This is a genomic window from Azospirillum palustre, from assembly GCF_002573965.1.
Taxonomy (GTDB): Bacteria; Pseudomonadota; Alphaproteobacteria; order Azospirillales; family Azospirillaceae; genus Azospirillum; species Azospirillum palustre.
In genome coordinates this window covers 230815-248334 of the sequence record NZ_PDKW01000040.1, presented here as the reverse complement: position 1 = coordinate 248334, position 17520 = coordinate 230815, and the positions used below count along the sequence as shown (strand labels likewise).

At 68.4% G+C, this 17520-nt stretch carries 17 protein-coding genes; 7 read left to right on the top strand and 10 right to left on the bottom strand.

Features of this window, described 5'->3' with window-relative positions:
* Positions 1 to 84 precede the first annotated feature (84 nt).
* Genes CRT60_RS11075 through CRT60_RS11055 form a run of 5 tightly spaced genes read left to right on the top strand, consistent with a single transcriptional unit; the run spans position 85 to position 4222 of the window.
* Positions 85 to 852, top strand: a complete 768-nt coding sequence (locus CRT60_RS11075; protein ID WP_098736485.1) for an SDR family NAD(P)-dependent oxidoreductase — start codon at positions 85 to 87, stop codon at positions 850 to 852.
* Between the two features lie 17 nt (positions 853 to 869).
* Positions 870 to 2066: an acyl-CoA dehydrogenase family protein gene (locus tag CRT60_RS11070; RefSeq protein ID WP_098736484.1), complete on the top strand. Its 1197-nt coding sequence runs from the start codon at positions 870 to 872 to the stop codon at positions 2064 to 2066.
* On the top strand, positions 2063 to 3115 hold the full coding sequence (locus CRT60_RS11065; RefSeq protein ID WP_098736483.1) for a phosphotransferase family protein: 1053 nt from the start codon (positions 2063 to 2065) through the stop codon (positions 3113 to 3115). Before CRT60_RS11070 ends, CRT60_RS11065 begins: the two co-directional genes overlap by 4 nt.
* 13 nt (positions 3116 to 3128) lie before the next feature.
* On the top strand, positions 3129 to 3512 hold the full coding sequence (locus CRT60_RS11060; RefSeq protein ID WP_098736482.1) for a DUF6285 domain-containing protein: 384 nt from the start codon (positions 3129 to 3131) through the stop codon (positions 3510 to 3512).
* Positions 3509 to 4222 carry a histidine phosphatase family protein gene (locus CRT60_RS11055; RefSeq protein WP_098736481.1) on the top strand — a complete coding sequence of 238 codons (714 nt, stop codon included), beginning with the start codon at positions 3509 to 3511 and terminating at the stop codon, positions 4220 to 4222. Before CRT60_RS11060 ends, CRT60_RS11055 begins: the two co-directional genes overlap by 4 nt.
* A 12-nt stretch (positions 4223 to 4234) precedes the next feature.
* On the opposite strand, the gene CRT60_RS11050 is transcribed toward CRT60_RS11055, so the two are convergent.
* Positions 4235 to 5173 carry a LysR family transcriptional regulator gene (locus CRT60_RS11050; protein WP_098736480.1) on the bottom strand — a complete coding sequence of 313 codons (939 nt, stop codon included), beginning with the start codon at positions 5171 to 5173 and terminating at the stop codon, positions 4235 to 4237.
* A 103-nt stretch (positions 5174 to 5276) separates the two neighbouring features.
* On the opposite strand from CRT60_RS11050, the gene CRT60_RS11045 reads away from it, so the two are divergent.
* Positions 5277 to 6041: an SDR family NAD(P)-dependent oxidoreductase gene (locus CRT60_RS11045; protein WP_098736479.1), complete on the top strand. Its 765-nt coding sequence runs from the start codon at positions 5277 to 5279 to the stop codon at positions 6039 to 6041.
* A gap of 157 nt (positions 6042 to 6198) precedes the next feature.
* Entirely contained in the window at positions 6199 to 8961 is a 2763-nt protein-coding gene (locus CRT60_RS11040; RefSeq protein ID WP_098736478.1) for an HAD-IC family P-type ATPase, read from the top strand.
* Here CRT60_RS11040 and CRT60_RS11035 read toward each other — a convergent pair.
* From CRT60_RS11035 to CRT60_RS10995, 9 genes are all read right to left on the bottom strand, one after another.
* Entirely contained in the window at positions 8948 to 9424 is a 477-nt protein-coding gene (locus CRT60_RS11035; protein WP_098736477.1) for an L-2-amino-thiazoline-4-carboxylic acid hydrolase, read from the bottom strand. The genes CRT60_RS11040 and CRT60_RS11035 overlap by 14 nt on opposite strands.
* Positions 9425 to 9565: 141 nt before the next feature.
* Entirely contained in the window at positions 9566 to 10276 is a 711-nt protein-coding gene (locus tag CRT60_RS11030) for an ABC transporter ATP-binding protein (protein WP_098736476.1), read from the bottom strand.
* Positions 10273 to 11043, bottom strand: a complete 771-nt coding sequence (locus CRT60_RS11025) for an ABC transporter ATP-binding protein (protein ID WP_098736475.1) — start codon at positions 11041 to 11043, stop codon at positions 10273 to 10275. Before CRT60_RS11025 ends, CRT60_RS11030 begins: the two co-directional genes overlap by 4 nt.
* On the bottom strand, positions 11040 to 12092 hold the full coding sequence (locus tag CRT60_RS11020; RefSeq protein ID WP_204561825.1) for a branched-chain amino acid ABC transporter permease: 1053 nt from the start codon (positions 12090 to 12092) through the stop codon (positions 11040 to 11042). Before CRT60_RS11020 ends, CRT60_RS11025 begins: the two co-directional genes overlap by 4 nt.
* Positions 12079 to 12993, bottom strand: a complete 915-nt coding sequence (locus CRT60_RS11015) for a branched-chain amino acid ABC transporter permease (RefSeq protein ID WP_098736474.1) — start codon at positions 12991 to 12993, stop codon at positions 12079 to 12081. The genes CRT60_RS11020 and CRT60_RS11015 overlap by 14 nt, the downstream gene beginning before the upstream one ends.
* A 53-nt stretch (positions 12994 to 13046) precedes the next feature.
* The gene (locus tag CRT60_RS11010) at positions 13047 to 14168 is read right to left on the bottom strand and encodes an ABC transporter substrate-binding protein (RefSeq protein ID WP_098736473.1); all 1122 of its coding nucleotides are present in this window, start codon (positions 14166 to 14168) and stop codon (positions 13047 to 13049) included.
* A 53-nt stretch (positions 14169 to 14221) separates the two neighbouring features.
* Positions 14222 to 14719 (bottom strand): L-2-amino-thiazoline-4-carboxylic acid hydrolase, encoded by a 498-nt coding sequence (locus tag CRT60_RS11005; RefSeq protein ID WP_098736472.1) that lies wholly within the window; start codon positions 14717 to 14719, stop codon positions 14222 to 14224.
* A gap of 17 nt (positions 14720 to 14736) precedes the next feature.
* Positions 14737 to 16080, bottom strand: coding sequence for an NAD(P)/FAD-dependent oxidoreductase (locus tag CRT60_RS11000; protein ID WP_244592407.1), 1344 nt, complete (start codon positions 16078 to 16080; stop codon positions 14737 to 14739).
* A gap of 187 nt (positions 16081 to 16267) precedes the next feature.
* Positions 16268 to 17437, bottom strand: a complete 1170-nt coding sequence (locus CRT60_RS10995; RefSeq protein WP_098736981.1) for a M20 aminoacylase family protein — start codon at positions 17435 to 17437, stop codon at positions 16268 to 16270.
* Positions 17438 to 17520: the final 83 nt, after the last annotated feature.

Genomic DNA, 17520 nt, shown 5'->3' with positions numbered 1-17520 from the left:
CGAGCGCTCGCTCGATTTTTCAAGAGTGCCGATCGGGGCCGTGCCCCGCCGCCTCGTCAAACGATCCCGACCATGGGAGGAAGCATGAGCGTCTCCATCGACCTGACCGGCAGGACGGCACTCGTCACCGGCGCCTCCAGCGGCCTGGGCCGCCACTTCGCCGGTGTCCTGGCGAAGGCGGGCGCCCGCGTGGCGCTGGCCGCCCGGCGGACCGAGGCGCTGGCCGAAACGCGGTCCGCCATCGAGGCCGCCGGTGGCAGCGCCGTCGTCGTCGCCATGGACGTCACCGACCCCGCCTCCGTCGCCGCCGCGGTGGGCGAGGCGTGGGGCGCGCTGGGCCGCATCGACATCCTCGTCAACAATGCCGGCGTCACCGCCACCCGCCCCTTCCTCGACATGGGCGAGGAGGAGTGGGACCGGGTGATCGACACCAACCTGACCGGCTGCGCCCGCGTGGCGCGCGCGGTGGCGCAGCGCATGCGCGACGACAAGCAGGGCGGGGCCATCGTCAACATCGCCTCCATCCTCGGCATGCGGGTGGCGGGGCAGGTCTCGTCCTACATCGCCGCCAAGGGCGGGCTGGTGCAGCTGACCAAGGCGATGGCGCTGGAACTGGCGCGCCACGACATCCGCGTCAATGCGCTCTGCCCCGGCTATGTCGAGACCGAGCTGAACGCCGATTTCTTCGCCAGCGATGCCGGCAAGGCGCTGGTCAAGCGCATCCCGCAGCGCCGGCTCGGCCGGCTCGCCGATCTTGACGGGCCGCTGCTTCTGCTGGCGTCGGATGCCGGCGCCTACATGACCGGATCGGTGCTGGCCGTCGATGGCGGCCATCTGGTTTCCTCCCTCTGAACGAACGGAGCGGTTCCATGGATTTCACCCTTCCCGCCGAGCTGGAAGACTATCGCCGCCGCGTCCGCGCCTTCGTCGAGGACGAGATCCTTCCCGTCGAGGCCGACCGCGCCAACTGGGACGAGCACGAGAACATCGCCGAAGCGCCGCTGGCGGCGCTGCGCGCCAAGGTGAAGGCGGCTGGGCTGTGGACCCTGCAATTGCCGAAGGAGGCCGGCGGCCACGGCCTGCCGATGGTCGGCGTCGCCGCCTGCTATGAGGAGATGAACCGCTCCATCTTCGGCCCGGTCTGCTTCAACGCCGCAGCACCCGACGACGGCAACATGAGGCTCTTGAGCATGGTCGGCACGCCGGGCCAGAAGGAACGCTGGCTGGCTCCCATCGTCGAGGGACGGGTGCGCAGCGCCTTTGCCATGACCGAACCGCATCCGGGCGGCGGCTCCGACCCGTCGATGATGAAGACCAGGGCGGAGCGCAAGGGCGACCGCTGGGTGGTGACGGGTCGCAAATGGTTCATCACCGGGGCCGACGCGGCGCAGCACTTCATCCTGATGGCGCGCACCTCGGACGATCCGCGCAAGGGGCTGACCGCCTTCCTGTTCGACAAGGACCAGCCCGGCTGGCGCATCGAGCGCCGCATCCCGATCATGGGGCCGGAGGAGCATGGCGGCCATTGCGAGCTGATCTTCGACGGGCTGGAAATCCCGGACGAGAATGTGGTGATGAAGGTCGGCGACGGGCTGAAGGTGACGCAGATCCGGCTCGGCCCGGCGCGGCTGACCCACTGCATGCGCTGGACCGGCCTTGCCAAGCGCTGTCTGGAGATCGCCGGATCTTACGTGAAGGAACGCGAAAGCTTCGGGATTCCGCTGGCCGAGCATGAGGGCGTGCAGTGGATGCTGGGCGAGACGGCGATGCAGATCGAGATCGGCCGGCTGCTGACCATGAAGGCGGCGCATGCGCTGGACAGCGGCAGCTTCGCCCGCAAGGAGGTGTCGATGGCCAAGGTCCAGGTCGCCGACACGCTGTTCAAGGCGGCGGACACCGCGATCCAGCTGTGCGGCGCGCGCGGCTATTCCAAGGACACGGTGTTGGAATGGATCTACCGCTACGCCCGGCAGGCCAAGCTGGTCGACGGTGCGTCGGAGGTCCATAAGATGGTGCTGAGCCGCAGCTACCTCGCCGAAGGCGACGATTTCTGGGGCTGGCGGTGAGCGGCGGCGGGAAGGCTGGTCTTGCCCCCAACCAAAAGGCCGCTCTTGAAAGCTGGCTGACCGGACAGGCCGGGGCGCGGTCGGTCACCGTGATCGACGAGGGGCGGCTCAGCGGCGGCGCCATCTCGCTCAACCTCGCGGTGACGCTGGAAATCGACGGCGGGCCGCAATCCGGCCGCCATCCTTGCGTGCTGCGCACCGGATCGGCGTCCGGCGTCTCGGCCAGCCTGGGCAAGGCGGAGGAGGCCGCGGTCCTGCGCGCCGTCTTCGCCGCCGGCGCCACGGTGCCGGAGCCGCTGTTCGTCGGCGCCGATCCGGCCATGCTGGGGGCACCCTTCTACATCATGCGGCGGGCGACGGGCGTCGCCGCCGGCTTCCGCATCGTCAAGAACGAGGAGCCGCGGCGCGAACTGGCCCGTGAACTCGGCCGGCAGCTCGGTCTGATCCACCGGGTGCGGCCGGGTACGGAGGGATTGGAGTTCCTGACGCGACCGGAACCGACGGCGGCCTTGCAGGCGGTGGGAGATTTCCGCCGCTGGGCCGGGCGCTACGCCGCCAGCGATCCGGTGCTGGCCTATGGCCTGCGCTGGCTGGAGCGCAACGCAGTGCCGGCCGGCGACCTCGTGCTGTGCCATCGCGACTACCGCACCGGCAACTACATGGTCGATGATGCCATCGGGGGCGGCAGGCTGACCGCGATCATCGACTGGGAGTTCGCCGGCTGGTCCGATCCCATGGAGGATCTGGGCTGGTTCTGCGCCGCCTGCTGGCGGTTCGGCCGCAACGACCGCGAGGCCGGCGGCATCGCCGACCGCGCCGACCTCTATGCCGGCTACGAGGAAACCGCCGGACGCGTGGTTAACCCTGTCGCCGTCGCCTATTGGGAGGCCGCGGCCTGCATGCGCTGGGCGGTCATCGCCATTCAGCAGGCCGACCGCCACATCTCCGGCACCGAGCCGTCGCTGGAACTGGCGCTGACCGGCCGGATGCTGCCGGAGATCGAAATGGATTTGCTGCGCCACCTCGATGCCGTCGAGGCCGCGCCATGATCGGAGACGGGGCATGATCAACGACGATCCCGGCGCCCGCGATCTGGTCGCCATCGCACTGCGCAGCTTTCGCGAGGCGATCCTGCCGGTGGTGCCGGCGGACCAGCGCTTCACCGCATTGATGATCGCCAACGCGCTGGGAACGGCAGAGCGGGAATTGGCTGCCTGCACCGGTGCCGAGCCCGCGCTGGCCGCTGCCGTCGGTGATCTGCTGGGCGAAACCGGCGACCTGCCGACCCTGCTGCCGCGGCTCTGCGCCGCCATCGACGCCGGGCGCTTCGACGCACCGGACCGGCAGTCGGACTTGCGGGCGGTTTTGAAAGACATCACCCTTGCGAGGCTGGCGGTGAGCAACCCCAAGCGGCTGTCGGCGGAACGGCGGGAGCCCGGCCGATGAGCCTGTTTCCGCCCCTGGAAGGAACGTCCGCCCGCCGCCGCCTCTACCTGCTGCGCCACGGTCACGTCGCCTATTACGATGCCGACGGCAAGCCGCTGAATCCGAAGCTTGCCGCGCTGACCGACCGCGGGCGGGGGGAGGCGCGGACGGCGGGCGCCCTGCTGGCCGGTATACCACTGGACCGTGTGCTGTGTTCCGGCCTTGCCCGCACGCGGCAGACGGCCGAACTGGTGGCCGCTCCGCATGGGCTGCCGGTGGAGGACGATGCCGACTTTCTGGAGATCCGCGCCGGCCGCCTGTCGGAAGTGCCGAAGGAGCATCGTGAGGCCGCTTATGTCTATGGCTTCGAAGCGGCGGCGGAGGATGGACGTTTCGCTGGTGGCGATGGCTTCGCCGCCGTGCGCGACCGGGTGGTGTCCGCCATCGAGGCACTGGTGCGGCGACCGGACTGGACCCATCTGGCGCTGGTCGCCCATGACGGGGTGAACCGCATGCTGCTGTCCTGGGCCTGCGGCGCTGGCCTGTCCGCCCTGTCGGCCTTCGAGCAGGATTACGGCTGCATCAACATCATCGACGTCGACCTGACGGCCGACCGGGTGGTCCGCCGCCTGATCCGCGCGGTCAACCTGACGCCCGGCAATCCGGCGAAGATCGGCCTGCACCGCAGCAGCCTGGAGGAGGCCTTCGGCCCGTTGCTGGCGCTGGATTGATGGTCCAGACCGTTATTCGCTTGCTTTCATGCCGTCGATCTGACGCCGCCAGAGCGGGTCAGACAGCCGCTCGATCAGGAAATCGGCCAGCACGCCGACCTTGGCCGGCCGTGCGCGGGCCGACGGCGTTACAAAGTAGAGGCCGCCCTTCGGCAGCGACCAGCCGGTCAGGATGGCGGTGAGTGTTCCATTGGCCAGATGCTCCGCCGCCATGAATTCCGGCAGTTCGGCGATGGCCAGCCCGTCCAGCAGCATCGGCACCAGCGCGTCGGCATTGGTGACGCGCAGCGGGCCGGTCGGGGTGACGCTCTCCTCCTCGCCGTCGCTGTTGGTGAAGTGCCAGATGTCCTGCCGCCGGCGATAGGCGTAGCCCAGGCAATGGTGGCCGTTCAACTCGCGCGGGTGCCGCGGCTCGCCATGGCGGGCGAGATAGCTGGGGGCGGCGAGCACCACCGGCGACACCCCGCACAGACGCCGCGCCACCAGCGAGCTGTCCGGCAGCACCGCGACGCGCAGGGCCGCATCGAAGCCGTCCCCGACCAGATCGACGACCGCGTCGCTCAGGTGCAGGTCGATAGATATCTCAGGATAGAGACGGAAGAAGTCCGGCAGCAGCGGCGCCACCCAGCGCAGCCCGAAGGACATCGGCACCGCGAAGCGGATCAGGCCGCGCGGGCGGCTGGACATCTCGCGCACCGCATTCTCCGCCGCCTCCGCCTCGTCATAGAGGCGGGTCGCCCGCTCCGCCAGGGAATGGCCGAAATCGGTCAGGGCCAACCGGCGGGAGGTGCGGTTGAACAGCCGCGCGCCCAGCCGCTCCTCCAGCCGGCTGACCGCGCGCGACACGGTGGCGACCGAAACCCCCATGGCGCGGGCCGCACCGGCAAAGGAGCGCTCCTCCACCACCTTGGCGAACATCGCCAGCCCTTCGAAATCCGGCAGCCTCGACATCGCCAATCCTGCAACGATGGTTTTCAGTCATTTCTATTTCGATAAGATCATGCCGTCGATAGCGTTGTCTCCAGCGAACAGCCCAATTCCAAGGAGACTTCGAATGTCACGCAAGCTTGACGGCAAGATCGCCCTCGTCACCGGCGCCAACAGTGGAATCGGCCTCGCCGCGGCCAGGCGCTTCGCCGCCGAAGGCGCCACCGTCTATCTCACCGGCCGCCGCCAGACGGAACTGGAGGCCGCGGTCGCGGCAATCGTCGCGGCCGGCGGCAAGGCGACGGGGGTGCAGGCGGACTCCTCCAACCTCGCCGATCTCGACCGGCTCTATGCCCAAATCCAGAGCGAGGCCGGCCGGCTCGACGTGCTCTACGCCAATGCCGGCGGCGGCGGGATGCTGCCGCTGGGCGCCATCACCGAGGAGCAGTATGAGGACACCTTCAACCGCAATGTGAAGGGCGTGCTGTTCACCGTGCAGAAGGCGCTGCCGCTGCTCGGAAAGGGGTCTTCGGTGATCCTCGCCGGCTCGACCGCGGGCAGCATGGGCACGGCGGCCTTCAGCGTCTACAGCGCCAGCAAGGCGGCGGTGCGCAACTTCGCCCGCAGCTGGATCCTGGACCTGAAGGATCGCGGCATCCGCATCAACACGCTCAGCCCCGGCCCGGTCCGCACGCCGGGTCTGGTCGAGCTGGCCGGTCCGGACGCGGCGCAGCAGCAGGGGCTGGTCGATTATCTGGCCGCCCAGGTGCCGCTGGGCCGTGTCGGCGACCCCGACGAGATCGCCAAGGCCGCCGTCTTCCTGGCCTCCGACGACAGCAGCTTCGTCAACGGCATCGAACTGTTCGCCGACGGCGGCATGGCCCAGGTCTGAACGCCCGGTGCTGATCGAGGTCTGAGGCCTCGTCGCATCCGCTCCGTTGCCGGCCACCATGCGCCGGCTGCGGAGCAGACCGGCCGGTCGAATCCCTTCTCCTTGCATGGGTAAGCTGTCATCCTGGGGGACAGGTTCCTCCGGGGAGGCAGATCGCATGCCACCGTTGGCCGACACAGACCCAGGCGTCTCCGCACCGTACGACAGACCGGCTGAAGTTCCCTGGCACGCGCTGGACGCCGCCGAGGTCGCGACACGGTTGGACAGTCCGGCCGACGGGCTCGACAGCGCGGAGGCGGCGGCGCGGCTGGCCCGTTTCGGCCCCAACCGCCTGACCCCGCCGAGGCGGCGGCCGGCCTGGATGCGCTTCGTGGCGCAGTTCCACAACCTGCTGATCTATGTGCTGCTGGCATCGGGCACGGTGGCGCTGCTGCTGCGGCACTGGACGGATGCCGGGGTGATCTTCGGCGTCGTGCTGGTCAACGCGCTGATCGGCTACATCCAGGAGGACAAGGCCGAGCAGGCGCTGGAGGCCATCCGCACCCTGCTGTCGCCCCAGGCGGTGGTGCTGCGCGACGGCCATGCCGTGACCCTGGCGGCGGAAACGCTGGTGCCGGGGGACCGCGTGTTCCTGGTGTCCGGCGACCGGGTGCCGGCCGACCTGCGGCTCGACCGGACCAAGGGCCTGCTGGTGCAGGAGGCGGCGCTGACCGGCGAGTCCGTGCCCACCGCCAAGTCCGCCGCACCCGTCGCCGCCGATGCGGCCCTGGGCGACCGCGGCGGCATGGCCTATGCCGGGACGATGGTGGTGCAGGGGCAGGGCACCGGCATCGTGGTGGCGACCGGCGATGCGACGGAGGTTGGGCGCATCGGCCATCTGCTGGCCTCGGTCACGACGGTGGCGACGCCGCTGCTGGTGTCGATGGAGCGGTTCGGCCGCTGGCTGACCGGCGGCATCCTGCTGCTGGCGGCGGTCACCGTCCTGTTCGGCATGCTGGTCCATGGCGAGCCGTGGCAGGACATGGTGCTGACCGCGGTCGGGCTGGCGGTGGCGGCGATCCCGGAAGGGCTGCCGGCGGTGATGACCATCACCATGGCGGTGGGCGTGACCCGGATGGCGCGGCGCAATGCCATCATCCGCCATCTGCCGGCGGTGGAGATGCTGGGGAGCGTCCGCACCATCTGCACCGACAAGACCGGCACGCTGACCCGCAACGAACTGCTGGTGACCAGCATCGTCACCGCCGACACCCGCTATCGAGCCGGCGGCAGCGGCTATGCGCCGGAGGGGGAGATCGGCCGCGGCGTGAATGGAGACTGGCGGCTGGTCGATCCGGCCGGGGAACCGCTGCTGCTCGATCTGGCGCGTGCCGCCCTGCTGTGCAACGACGCCACCCTGTACCGCGACCCCGGCGGCGCGTGGCAACTGGCCGGCGACCCGACCGACGGCGCGCTGCTGGCGCTGGCGATGAAGGCGGGGCTGGACCCGGCCGGCGAGGCGACGCGCTATCCGCGCCGCGACGCCTTGCCCTTCGAATCCGAACGCCAATACATGGCGACCCTGCATCACGACCATGCCGGCCACGGCATCCTGGTGGTGAAGGGAGCGCCGGAGCGGGTGCTGGCGCTGTGCGGGCGGGAGCGGCGCGGCGACGGCACGGCGCCATTGGACCGGGCGCACTGGTCCGCCGTGACCGCCGAACTGGCCGGGCAGGGCCAGCGTGTCCTGGCACTGGCGATGCGCCGCACGTCGGTGGATTTACCGGAACTGATCGCCGAGGATCTGATCGTCGAGGATCCGGGGGAGGAGGGGCTGGAGCTGCTCGGCCTCTGCGGCCTGATCGATCCGCCGCGGGAAGAGGCGCTGGTCGCGGTCGCGGCCTGCCGGCAGGCCGGCATCACGGTGAAGATGATCACCGGCGACCATGCCGCCACCGCCGCCGCCATCGGCCGGCGCTTCGGCCTGCCGGACGGCGTCATCGGCGGGCCGGAGCTGGACCGGCTGGACGAGTCCGGGTTCGCCGCCGCGGCGCAGGCCAACAGCGTCTTCGCCCGCACCACCCCGGAACACAAGCTGCGCCTGATCGCAGCACTCCAGGCGGCGGGTGACACGGTCGCCATGACCGGCGACGGCGTCAACGACGCCCCGGCGCTGAAGCGGGCCGACATCGGCGTCGCCATGGGCCGCAACGGCACCGAGGCGGCGAAGGAGGTGGCGGCGATGGTGCTGGCCGACGACAATTTCGCCTCCATCGTCCATGCGGTGGAGGAGGGGCGCACCGTCTACGACAATCTGCGCAAGACCATCCTGTTCATGCTGCCGACCAACGGAGCGCAGGCGGTGGTGATCCTGCTGGCGGTGCTGTCGGGCAGCATCCTGCCGATCACGCCGGTGCAGATCCTGTGGGTCAACATGGTGACCGCGGTGACGCTGGGGCTGGCGCTGGCCTTCGAGGCGCCGGAACCCGGCGTCATGGCCCGCCCGCCACGCCCGCGCGACGAGCCGATCCTGACCGGCCGGCTGGTGCGGCGGATGCTGGTGGTGCTGGCCCTGCTGGTGGCCTCCAGCTTCGGCTTCTTCCACTTCCACCGCTTGCAGGGCGACGGCATCGAGGAGGCGCGGACCATCGCCGTCAACGCCCTGGTGCTGGGCGAGATCTTCTTCCTGCTGAGCGCCCGCGACCTGCATGGGCGGGCCGGGCTGCCGTCCGCCCTGGCCGGCAGCCGGCCGGTCTGGCTGTCCATCGCGGTGATGACCCTGCTGCAGCTGGCCTTCACCTATGCGCCGCCCTTGCAGTCCCTGTTCGGCACGGCCCCGGTTGGCGTCACCGCCTGGGCGGCGATGGCCGCCGTCGGCGCCGCGCTTTTCGTGCTGATGGAGCTGGAGAAGCGGCTGAGCGGTTCGCCTACTCGTCCTTAGCCTCGAAGCGATAGCGGAAGTCGCAATGGTCGGCCCCCTGCATGATGGTCTGCGTGCGCTCCATCTTGATGCGCGGGTCGTAGCCGGTGCAGAAGGCGGCGTCGCGGTTGCAGGACAGCAGGTGCCCGATCGACCCCAGCCCCATCTCCCGGTACATCTCGGCGTAGCGGCAGCGCGTGACGTTGTAGTCGAAATGCGTGTCGTCCTGCCGCTTCACGTCCAGCCGCAGCGCGTCGTCCTTGGTCCACAGCGGCTGAAGATCGGCGAAGCTCTTCAGGCTGGTGCCCTCCGGCTCGGTCTCGGCGAAGGACTTGGCGGCGGCCAGGGCCGCCTTGGTGATCGCCGCGCCCAGGATCTCCTGCGCGGTGGCTTCGCCCAGCCGGGCGGCCATCTCCTCATAGACCGGCTTCAGGATTTCCGCCTCGATGCGGCGGCGTTCGAGGATGCCCATGGTCTGGGTCATGACTGGCTTCCTTCCATGAGGTGGCGTCACAATTGGCTTTTAGAGTCTGTCTGATGCTTATTGAAGCACCAGACAGACTCTAGGTCTTTGGTTTCCCGTGTGATTCACGCTTTAAGCGATTCCGCTTGAACCGATCACACTCTAATGGGCGTGGCCGCCGAGATAGGCTTCGGCGATGCGTGGGTCGTCCCGCAACTGGTCGGCCGGGCCGGACAGCACGATCCGGCCATCCTCCAGCACCGCGGCATGGTCGGCGATGCGCAAGGCGGCGCGGGCGTTCTGTTCGACCAGCAGGATCGACACCCCCTCGGCCCGGATGCGGACGATCAGGTCGAAGATCTGCGCCACGATTTTCGGCGCCAGCCCCAGCGACGGCTCGTCGAGCAGAAGCAGGCTCGGCCGGCGCATCAGGGCGCGGGCGATGCACAACATCTGCTGCTCGCCGCCGGACAGCGATCCGGCATTCTGGCGCAGGCGCTCGCTCAGGATCGGGAACATCGCCAGCACACGGTCCAGCTCGCCCAGCCCGACATCGCCGCCGCCCAGCACCAGATTCTCGCGGACATTCATGTTGGAGAAGATCTGCCGTCCTTCCGGCGCCTGCGACAGGCCGAGCTGGACGATGCGGTGGGCCGGCATGTTGGCGATGGGCTGGCCGCGGAAGGTGATGGTCCCCTGTTTCGCCCGGTAGATGCCGGACACCGTGCGCATCAGCGTGGTCTTGCCGACGCCGTTGGAGCCGAGCACGGCGACGATGGCGCCCTCCGGCACATCCAGGCGGACACCGTGCAGGATCTCCTGCGGTCCCATGGCGACATGCAGGTCCGCGATGGAAAGCAGCGGCGCGGTCATTCATCCACCCCAAGATAGGCTTCGAGGACGGCGGCATCGGTGCGGATGGCGTCCGGCGTGCCGTCGGCGATCTTGCGGCCGGATGCCAGCACCAGGATGCGCTGGCAGATGCCCATGACCAGCGTCATGTCATGTTCGACCAGCATGATCGTCAGTCCCTGCCCGTGCAGCCGCTTGATGAAGGCGGCCAGATCGCGCGTTTCGGTGTCGTTCAGCCCGGCTGCCGGCTCGTCCAGGATCAGGAAGCGCGGCCGCATGGCGAGCGCGCGGGCGATCTCCAGATATTTGCGCTGGCCGTAGGGCAGGTTGGCCGCCAGCTCGGCCGCCACATGGGTCAGGCCGACCGCCTCCAGCGCTTCCCAGGTGCGGCGGCTGATCTCGGCGGAGCGGTCCCGGCCGCGCCGGTGGAGCCCGCCGAACAGCGCGCCGAACGCGCCCTGCGGCAGCGCGCCGACGGCGCCGACCGACACGTTGTCGAAGACCGACATGTTGGGGAAGACGCGCAGGTTCTGGAAGGTGCGGCTGATGCCAAGCCGCGCCACCTGATTGGGCGTCATCCCGCTGATGGTCCTGCCGGCGAAGGCAACGGTGCCGCCGGACAGCGGGGTGAAGCCGGAAATCAGGTTGAACAGCGTGGTCTTGCCGGCGCCGTTCGGTCCGATCAGCCCGACCAGCTCGCCTTCGTTCACATGGGCGGTGACGTCGCCGACTGCCTGCACGCCGCCGAAGCGGCGGCTGACGTTGCGGATTTCAAGAAGATGGGTCATCGCCAGCCGATCCCTTCACCCTTGCCATTCGCCGGGCCGGTGGTCCGCCACGCCGCACCCAGCTGTTGGCGGACCAGCCGCAGGGCGGAGACCTCGCCCAGCAGGCCCTTCGGCAGCAGCAGGATGGAGAGGAACATCACCAGACCGACCATGATGTTGCGGAAATCGCCCAAGGCCCGCAGCCCTTCCGGCAGCAGGATCAGCAGCAGCGCGCCGATGACCGCCCCCGGCAGGCTGCCCAGGCCGCCGACCACCACCATCGCCAGGATCAGGATGGATTCCGAGAATTTGAAGTCGCCCGGCGAGATGTAGCCGGTCATGTGCGCCCACAGGCCGCCCGCCACCCCGGCGAAGAAGGCCGACAGGGTGAAGGCCTCCATCTTCAGCCGCACGGTGCTGACGCCCATGGCGTCGGCGCACTGGTCGTCCTCGCGGATCGAACGCAGGGCGTTGCCGTAATAGGAGTGGCTGAGCCGGCCGATGGCGATGACCGACAGCGTCACCACCGTCGCCACCGTATAGTAGGCGGCGAGGCGGCCGGACAGGCTGACGCCGAACAGCTCGAACCCCTTGGAAACGATGACGCCGTTGGGACCCTTGGTGAAGTCCACCCAGTTCAGCATCACCAGATACAGCATCTGTCCGATGGCGAGCGTCGCCACGGCGAAATAGATGCTGACCAGCCGCATCGTCGGCAGCGCCACCAGGAAGGCGACCAGCGCCGCCACCAGACCGGACAGCGGCAGCGTGACGGTGAAGCCCAGCCCCAGCTTTGAGGTCAGCAGCGCCGCGGTGTAGGCGCCGACACCATAGAAGGCGGCATGCCCCAGATGCAGAAGCCCGGCCACCCCCGTCACCAGATGCATGGAGGCCGACAGCAGGACGAAGATCAGCGCCAGATTGGCGATCTGGTAGAAATAGCCCTTGTCGAAACCGGCCAGCAGCGCCGGAAGCGCGGCGAAGACCAGCAGCAGGATCAGCGCCGGGACCAGCAGCCCCCGGCGCCGGGACAGGCCATCGGCAGGTGCCGCAGTCTCAAACGCGTTCACGGCGCGCTCCGAACAAGCCGTTGGGGAAGAAGATCAGGGTCAGGATCAGGAAGCCGTAGGCCACCATGTCGGACCAGCCCGACGAGACGAAGGTCGTCGCCATGCTTTCCGAAATGCCGAGGATCAGCGCGCAGATCACAGCACCGGGGATGGAGGATAGCCCGCCCATCACCATGGCGACGAAGGCCTTGATGCCGGGGGTGAAGCCCATGGCCGGGAAGACCGCGCCATAGTACAGCCCCATCAGGATGCCGGCCGCCGCCCCCATCATCGATCCGACGACGAAGGTGGTGATGATGGTGCGATCCGTGTCGATGCCCACATATTTGGCGCCGAGCGGGTTGTTGGACACCGCGCGGATCGCCAGCCCGACGCGGGTGCGCGTCAGCAGATATTGCAGGCCGATCAGCATGGCGGCGGCGACGCCGAAGATGATGAAGTCGCCGGTCACCAGGATGACCGGGCCGACGCGCACCGGTGTGTTGATCAGGTACTCGAAGGGAACGGAGCGCATCTGCGATCCGAAGACGATCTCCAGCGCCTCGCGCACCACGATGGACACCGCCAGCGAGGAGAGCAGGGTCGATTCCCGCATCGCCCGCGATTTCAGCGACGCCTCGTCGGTGAAGCGGCGGAACGGCTTGAAGGCGATCCGCTCAAGCGAGAAGCCTGCAAGCGCCCCGATTGCCAGCGCGCCCAGGATCACCGCCACGATGGGCGGCGCCGTGGCCGAGATCAGCACCAGCCCGGCGAAGGCGCCCAGCGTGTAGATCTCGCCATGAGCGAAGTTGACGACGTTCAGCACGCCGAAGATCAGCGTGAAGCCGATTGCCATCAGCGCGTAGGTCATGCCCAGCGACAGGCCGATGGCGAGCTGCTGGAGATAATAGGGATCGAACATGCGGGCTCTGTCGCTGAGAAAAGGGGCGCTGGGGATCGTTTGCCGGGGAGGCGTCAGTCGGCGACCGGAACGAAGGCGCCGCCCTTGACCTCGACCTTCACCAGTTCCTTCTCGGCCTCGCGGTCGGCGTTGAAGCTGGTCTTGCCGGTGACGCCGGGGAAGTCTTTGGTCTGGGCCAGCGCGTCGCGCACCTTCTCGCGGGTCGGGTTGGGCGAAGCCTTCTCCACCGCCGCCAGCATGATGCGGACCGCGTCATAGGCCTGGGCCGGGAACTGGCCGGGGACCGCGCCGTCGGAGCGCTTCTTCCACTCGTCGACGAAATGCTGGACGTTCGGCGACGGGTCGGTCGGCAGGAAGTTGGAGGTCAGGTGCACGCCCTCCGCCGCGCCGCCGGCCAGCTCGATCAGCTTCGGGCTGTAGGCCGCCGAGGTCGAATAGACCGGCGTCTTGATGCCCAGCTGCTGCAGCTGCTTCAGGAACTGCGCGCCATCCTCGTAGAAGAAGCCGGTGTAGATCGCGTCGGGCTTCGCACGCTCGATCTTGCTGATCAGCGACCGGTAGTCCTTCAGGCCGCGGTTGAAGAATTCGGAGAAGGCGACGGTGCCGCCGTTGGCCTTGACCGCGTCGGAAAAGCCGGTGACCACCGACTGGCCCCAGTCGGTCTGCTCCGCGATCACCGCGACGTTCTTAATGCCCTTGGTCGCCATCCATTTGGCGTTGTAGGGGCCTTCCTGCGCCTGGGTGGCAATGTTGCGGAACTGGTACTTGGAAACCTTGGTGTAATCGGGGTGCGAGGCGGTCTGCGACAACTGCGGCATCCCGGCCTCCTTGTAGACCTGCGCCGCCGCCATCGACACGCCCGAGGTGAAGTCGCCCAGGACGCCGACGATCTCCTTGTCGTCCACGAACTTGCGGGCGATGTTGGTGCCCTCCTTGGCGTCGGAGCGGCTGTCCTCGAAGACGATCTCGACCTTGAACGGCTTGCCGGCGGCGTTGAACTCGGTCAGCGCGATCTCGGCGGCCTTGCGGAAATCCTGGCCGTACTGCGCGGTGTCGCCGGTCAGCGGCAGCTGGTAGCCGAGCTTGACCGTGTCGGCGGCGAAAGCCGAACCGGCAATGCCGGCGGCGATCCCAGCGGCGGTGAGGGTCGTCAGCGTGAGGAGGCGGAAATTCATGGCGATGTCACCCTCTTCTTGTCTGTCTTTGCAGGCTTTGCGGCGATGCGCGTCTATTCGGAGGCTCCGGCGCCGGGCAGGACCTTCAACCGGCAACAGCCCGCGTCGCCCGGCTTCCAGGTCTCGCCCTTGAAAACGAACCCGGCGGCCTCGAACAGGCCGCCGTCGATGGCGCCGGCCATCTTGCAGAGCAGTTCCAGATCGGCGTCGGACCGGCCCTGCGCCTGCCAGGCTTCCTTCAGCGGGCAGCGGTGGAAATGGATTTCCAGGGCCTCGCCGTCGCAGCGCTTGATCTCCGGCGCGAACATGCTGTCGCGGTTGGGAATGCCGTCGAGGAAGGCATGGCACAGGCCGCTCAGGTCGTCGGGACCGTGCCCGGCAAATTTCACGCCCATCGCCTCGCCGAGGCGGCGGGTCGATTCCTGTCCGACTTCCAGCGCCGTTTCAGTGCCGAAACGCTCGCGCAGCACGTCGAACATGTGGGCGTAGGACGCCGCGCGCATCGCGTAGGCATTGCGCAGCAGGGTGGGGTAGTCGGGGCTGTCGGACATGCTGGCAGTCTCCTCGATCAGACTTCGCGGGCGTCGTTCCAGCGGTATTGCAGGATCTTCAGCGGCCCGATGCGTTGCAGCAGGGCATTGAAGGGCAGGGGCGTCGGTGCGGTGAAGGGCAGGGCGAGATCCTTCGGATCCTGTCCGATGGCGGCGCGGGCCAGTTCCCGTCCCAGCGAGACCGACAGCGCCACGCCGCGCCCGTTGCAGCCGGCCCAGGCGAAGCCGTTCGGCCCCAGCCGGTGGACACGGGGGAAGTAATCGGTGGTCATGGCGATGCGGCCATTCCACACATAATCGAAGGTGACGCCGTTCAGCGCTGGGAACATCCCGGCCAGACGGGCGCCGACGATGCGCTTCAACCGCTCCGCCCCATTCACCGGGTTCAGCAGCGCGCCGCCGGTCACCAGCCGGTTGTCGGCGGTGTAGCGCATGAAACGCAGGTCGCCATGGGTGTCGGACATCGCCTGCCGGCCCGGCAGGACGGTTTTGCGGACGTTGTCGCCCAAGGGAGCGGTCGCCATCTGCCAGGACAGGACCGGCACGACCTCCGTCCGGATTTCCGGGAAGATCGATGCGGTATAGCCGTTGGTGCCCAGCACCAGGGAGCCGGCGGTCACCATGCCCTGCGGGGTGCGGGCGACCCAGGAGTCGCCGCGGCGCTGCACCGACAAGGCGGGTGAGTTGACGTAGACCGCCGCCCCGGCCTCGACCACCTTGGCGGCAAGCCCGCGCACCAGCGCCAGCGGGTTGATGTGTCCGCCGGTCCGATTCATCCAGCCGCCGAAATAGGCGTCCGTGCCGAGAATGGCGGAGACGGCGGCGCGGTCGAGCAATTCGACGTCGGCGCCGAACTTGCCCCATTGCGTTGCCCGGCGCTCGGCGATCTTGATGCGGCCCGGCGAATGGACCGGCTGAACCCAGCCGGTCTGTTCCGCCGCGCAGTCGATGCCGAGGCGGCGCACCAGATCGAAGAGGGTGGAGGCGCTGTCGCGGATCAACCCGACCAGCCGCTCCCCGCTCTCCCAGCCGAAGCGGTCGATGAGGTCGGCGGGGTCGGGGCGGGTCAATGTCGGGATGACCTGCCCGTTGTTGCGGCCGGAGGCACCCCGTCCCAGTTCGGACGCCTCCAGCACCACCACGCGGCGCCCGGCCTCGGCCGCATGCAGAGCGGCGGAAAGCCCGGTGAAGCCGCCGCCGATCACCAGCACGTCGGCCTGCACGCTGTCCTGCAACGCCGGCAGCACGGGCGGCGGCGGGGCGGTGGCCTCCCACAGCGAGTCCGGACGCTGCCAGATGCCGCCCCGTCCCGGAATGTCCTGCGCTTGGCCCGCCGCCTGATGTGCCCCTTGGTTCGTCACGTCGCGCCCGTCCCTGTTCGGCTGAAATCCGCTACGCCCTTATCCCCTTTTGGAGTTAGGGCCATCCGTTTCCCGCCGAACTATGGGACAATGGACACACGTACGCAATTCCCAAGATTTTTCCGCGGAAATTTTTTCATGTCATGCATCCAGATCGGGAAATCTGGACGTATGTACATGATCTGCATCATTTCGGCAGGACGGTTTCCGCCAGCCGAACCCAATAGCTGGCGCCGATCGGCAGCACCGCATCGTTGAAATCATAGTGCGGGCTGTGCAGGTTCCGGCCCTGGTCCGACGGTCCGGCACCAACCCAGACGTAGCAGCCCGGCCGCTTTTGCAGCATGAAGGAGAAATCCTCCGCCCCCATGCTGGGCATCGGATCGAGGTCGAGCGCCTCTTCTCCGACCACGCGTGCCGCCGCCCGCCGGGCCAGTTCCGTCTCCGCGGCGCTGTTGGTGGTGGGCGGATAGCGCCGCTCGTAGCGCAGGCTGGCCTCGACTCCGAATCCGGCGGCGATGGCGGTCGCCACCTCGCCCATGCGGCGCTGCACCAGATCCTGAACCTCCGGCCGGAAGGTGCGGACGGTGCCGCGGAGAACGGCGGTGCCGGGCAGGACATTCCACGTATCGCCGGCGTGGAACTGCGTGACGCTGACGACGGCCGAATCGATGGGATGGACGCTGCGGCTGGCGATGGTCTGGAGGGCGGAGACGATCTGGCTGCCGACCATGATCGTGTCGGTCCCCATATGCGGCATGCCGGCATGGGTGCCCTTGCCGGTCAGGGTCAGTTCGAAGATGTCGTAGGCGGCCATCAGCGGGCCGGGGCGAAGCGCGATACGGCCGACTTCGAGCCCTGGCCAATTGTGCATGCCGAAGACTTTTTCGACGGGAAAGCGGTCGAACAGCCCTTCCTCCACCATCACCCGGCCGCCGCCCTCATTCTCCTCCGCCGGCTGGAAGATGAAGACGATGGTGCCCCGGAACAGCTCGGTATGTTCGGTCAGGTAGCGGGCTGCACCCAGCAGCATGGCGGTGTGCCCGTCATGACCGCAGGCATGCATGCGGCCGGGATTGCGCGAGCTGTGCGGAAGGTTGGTTTCCTCGTGGATGTGCAGCGCGTCCATGTCGGCGCGGAAGCCGACCATCGGCCCCTCGCCATTGCGCAGGATCCCGACCAGACCGGTCTTGGCGAGGCCGCGGTGAACCTCCAGCCCGAAGGAGGTGAGCTTTTCCGCCACGAAGTCGCTGGTCCGCTGCTCCTCGAAGGCGGTTTCCGGATGGGCGTGCAGATCGCGCCGCCAATCCGTCATGTCCGCGGTCAGCCCGTCGAGCCCCGTAACCATCCCGTCCATCGTCTTGTCCTTATGTTCCAGCAAATCCCTGGGACAATCCTGCCCAAAATATACCGGATCCGAAACGGCCTATTTCGCCGGTG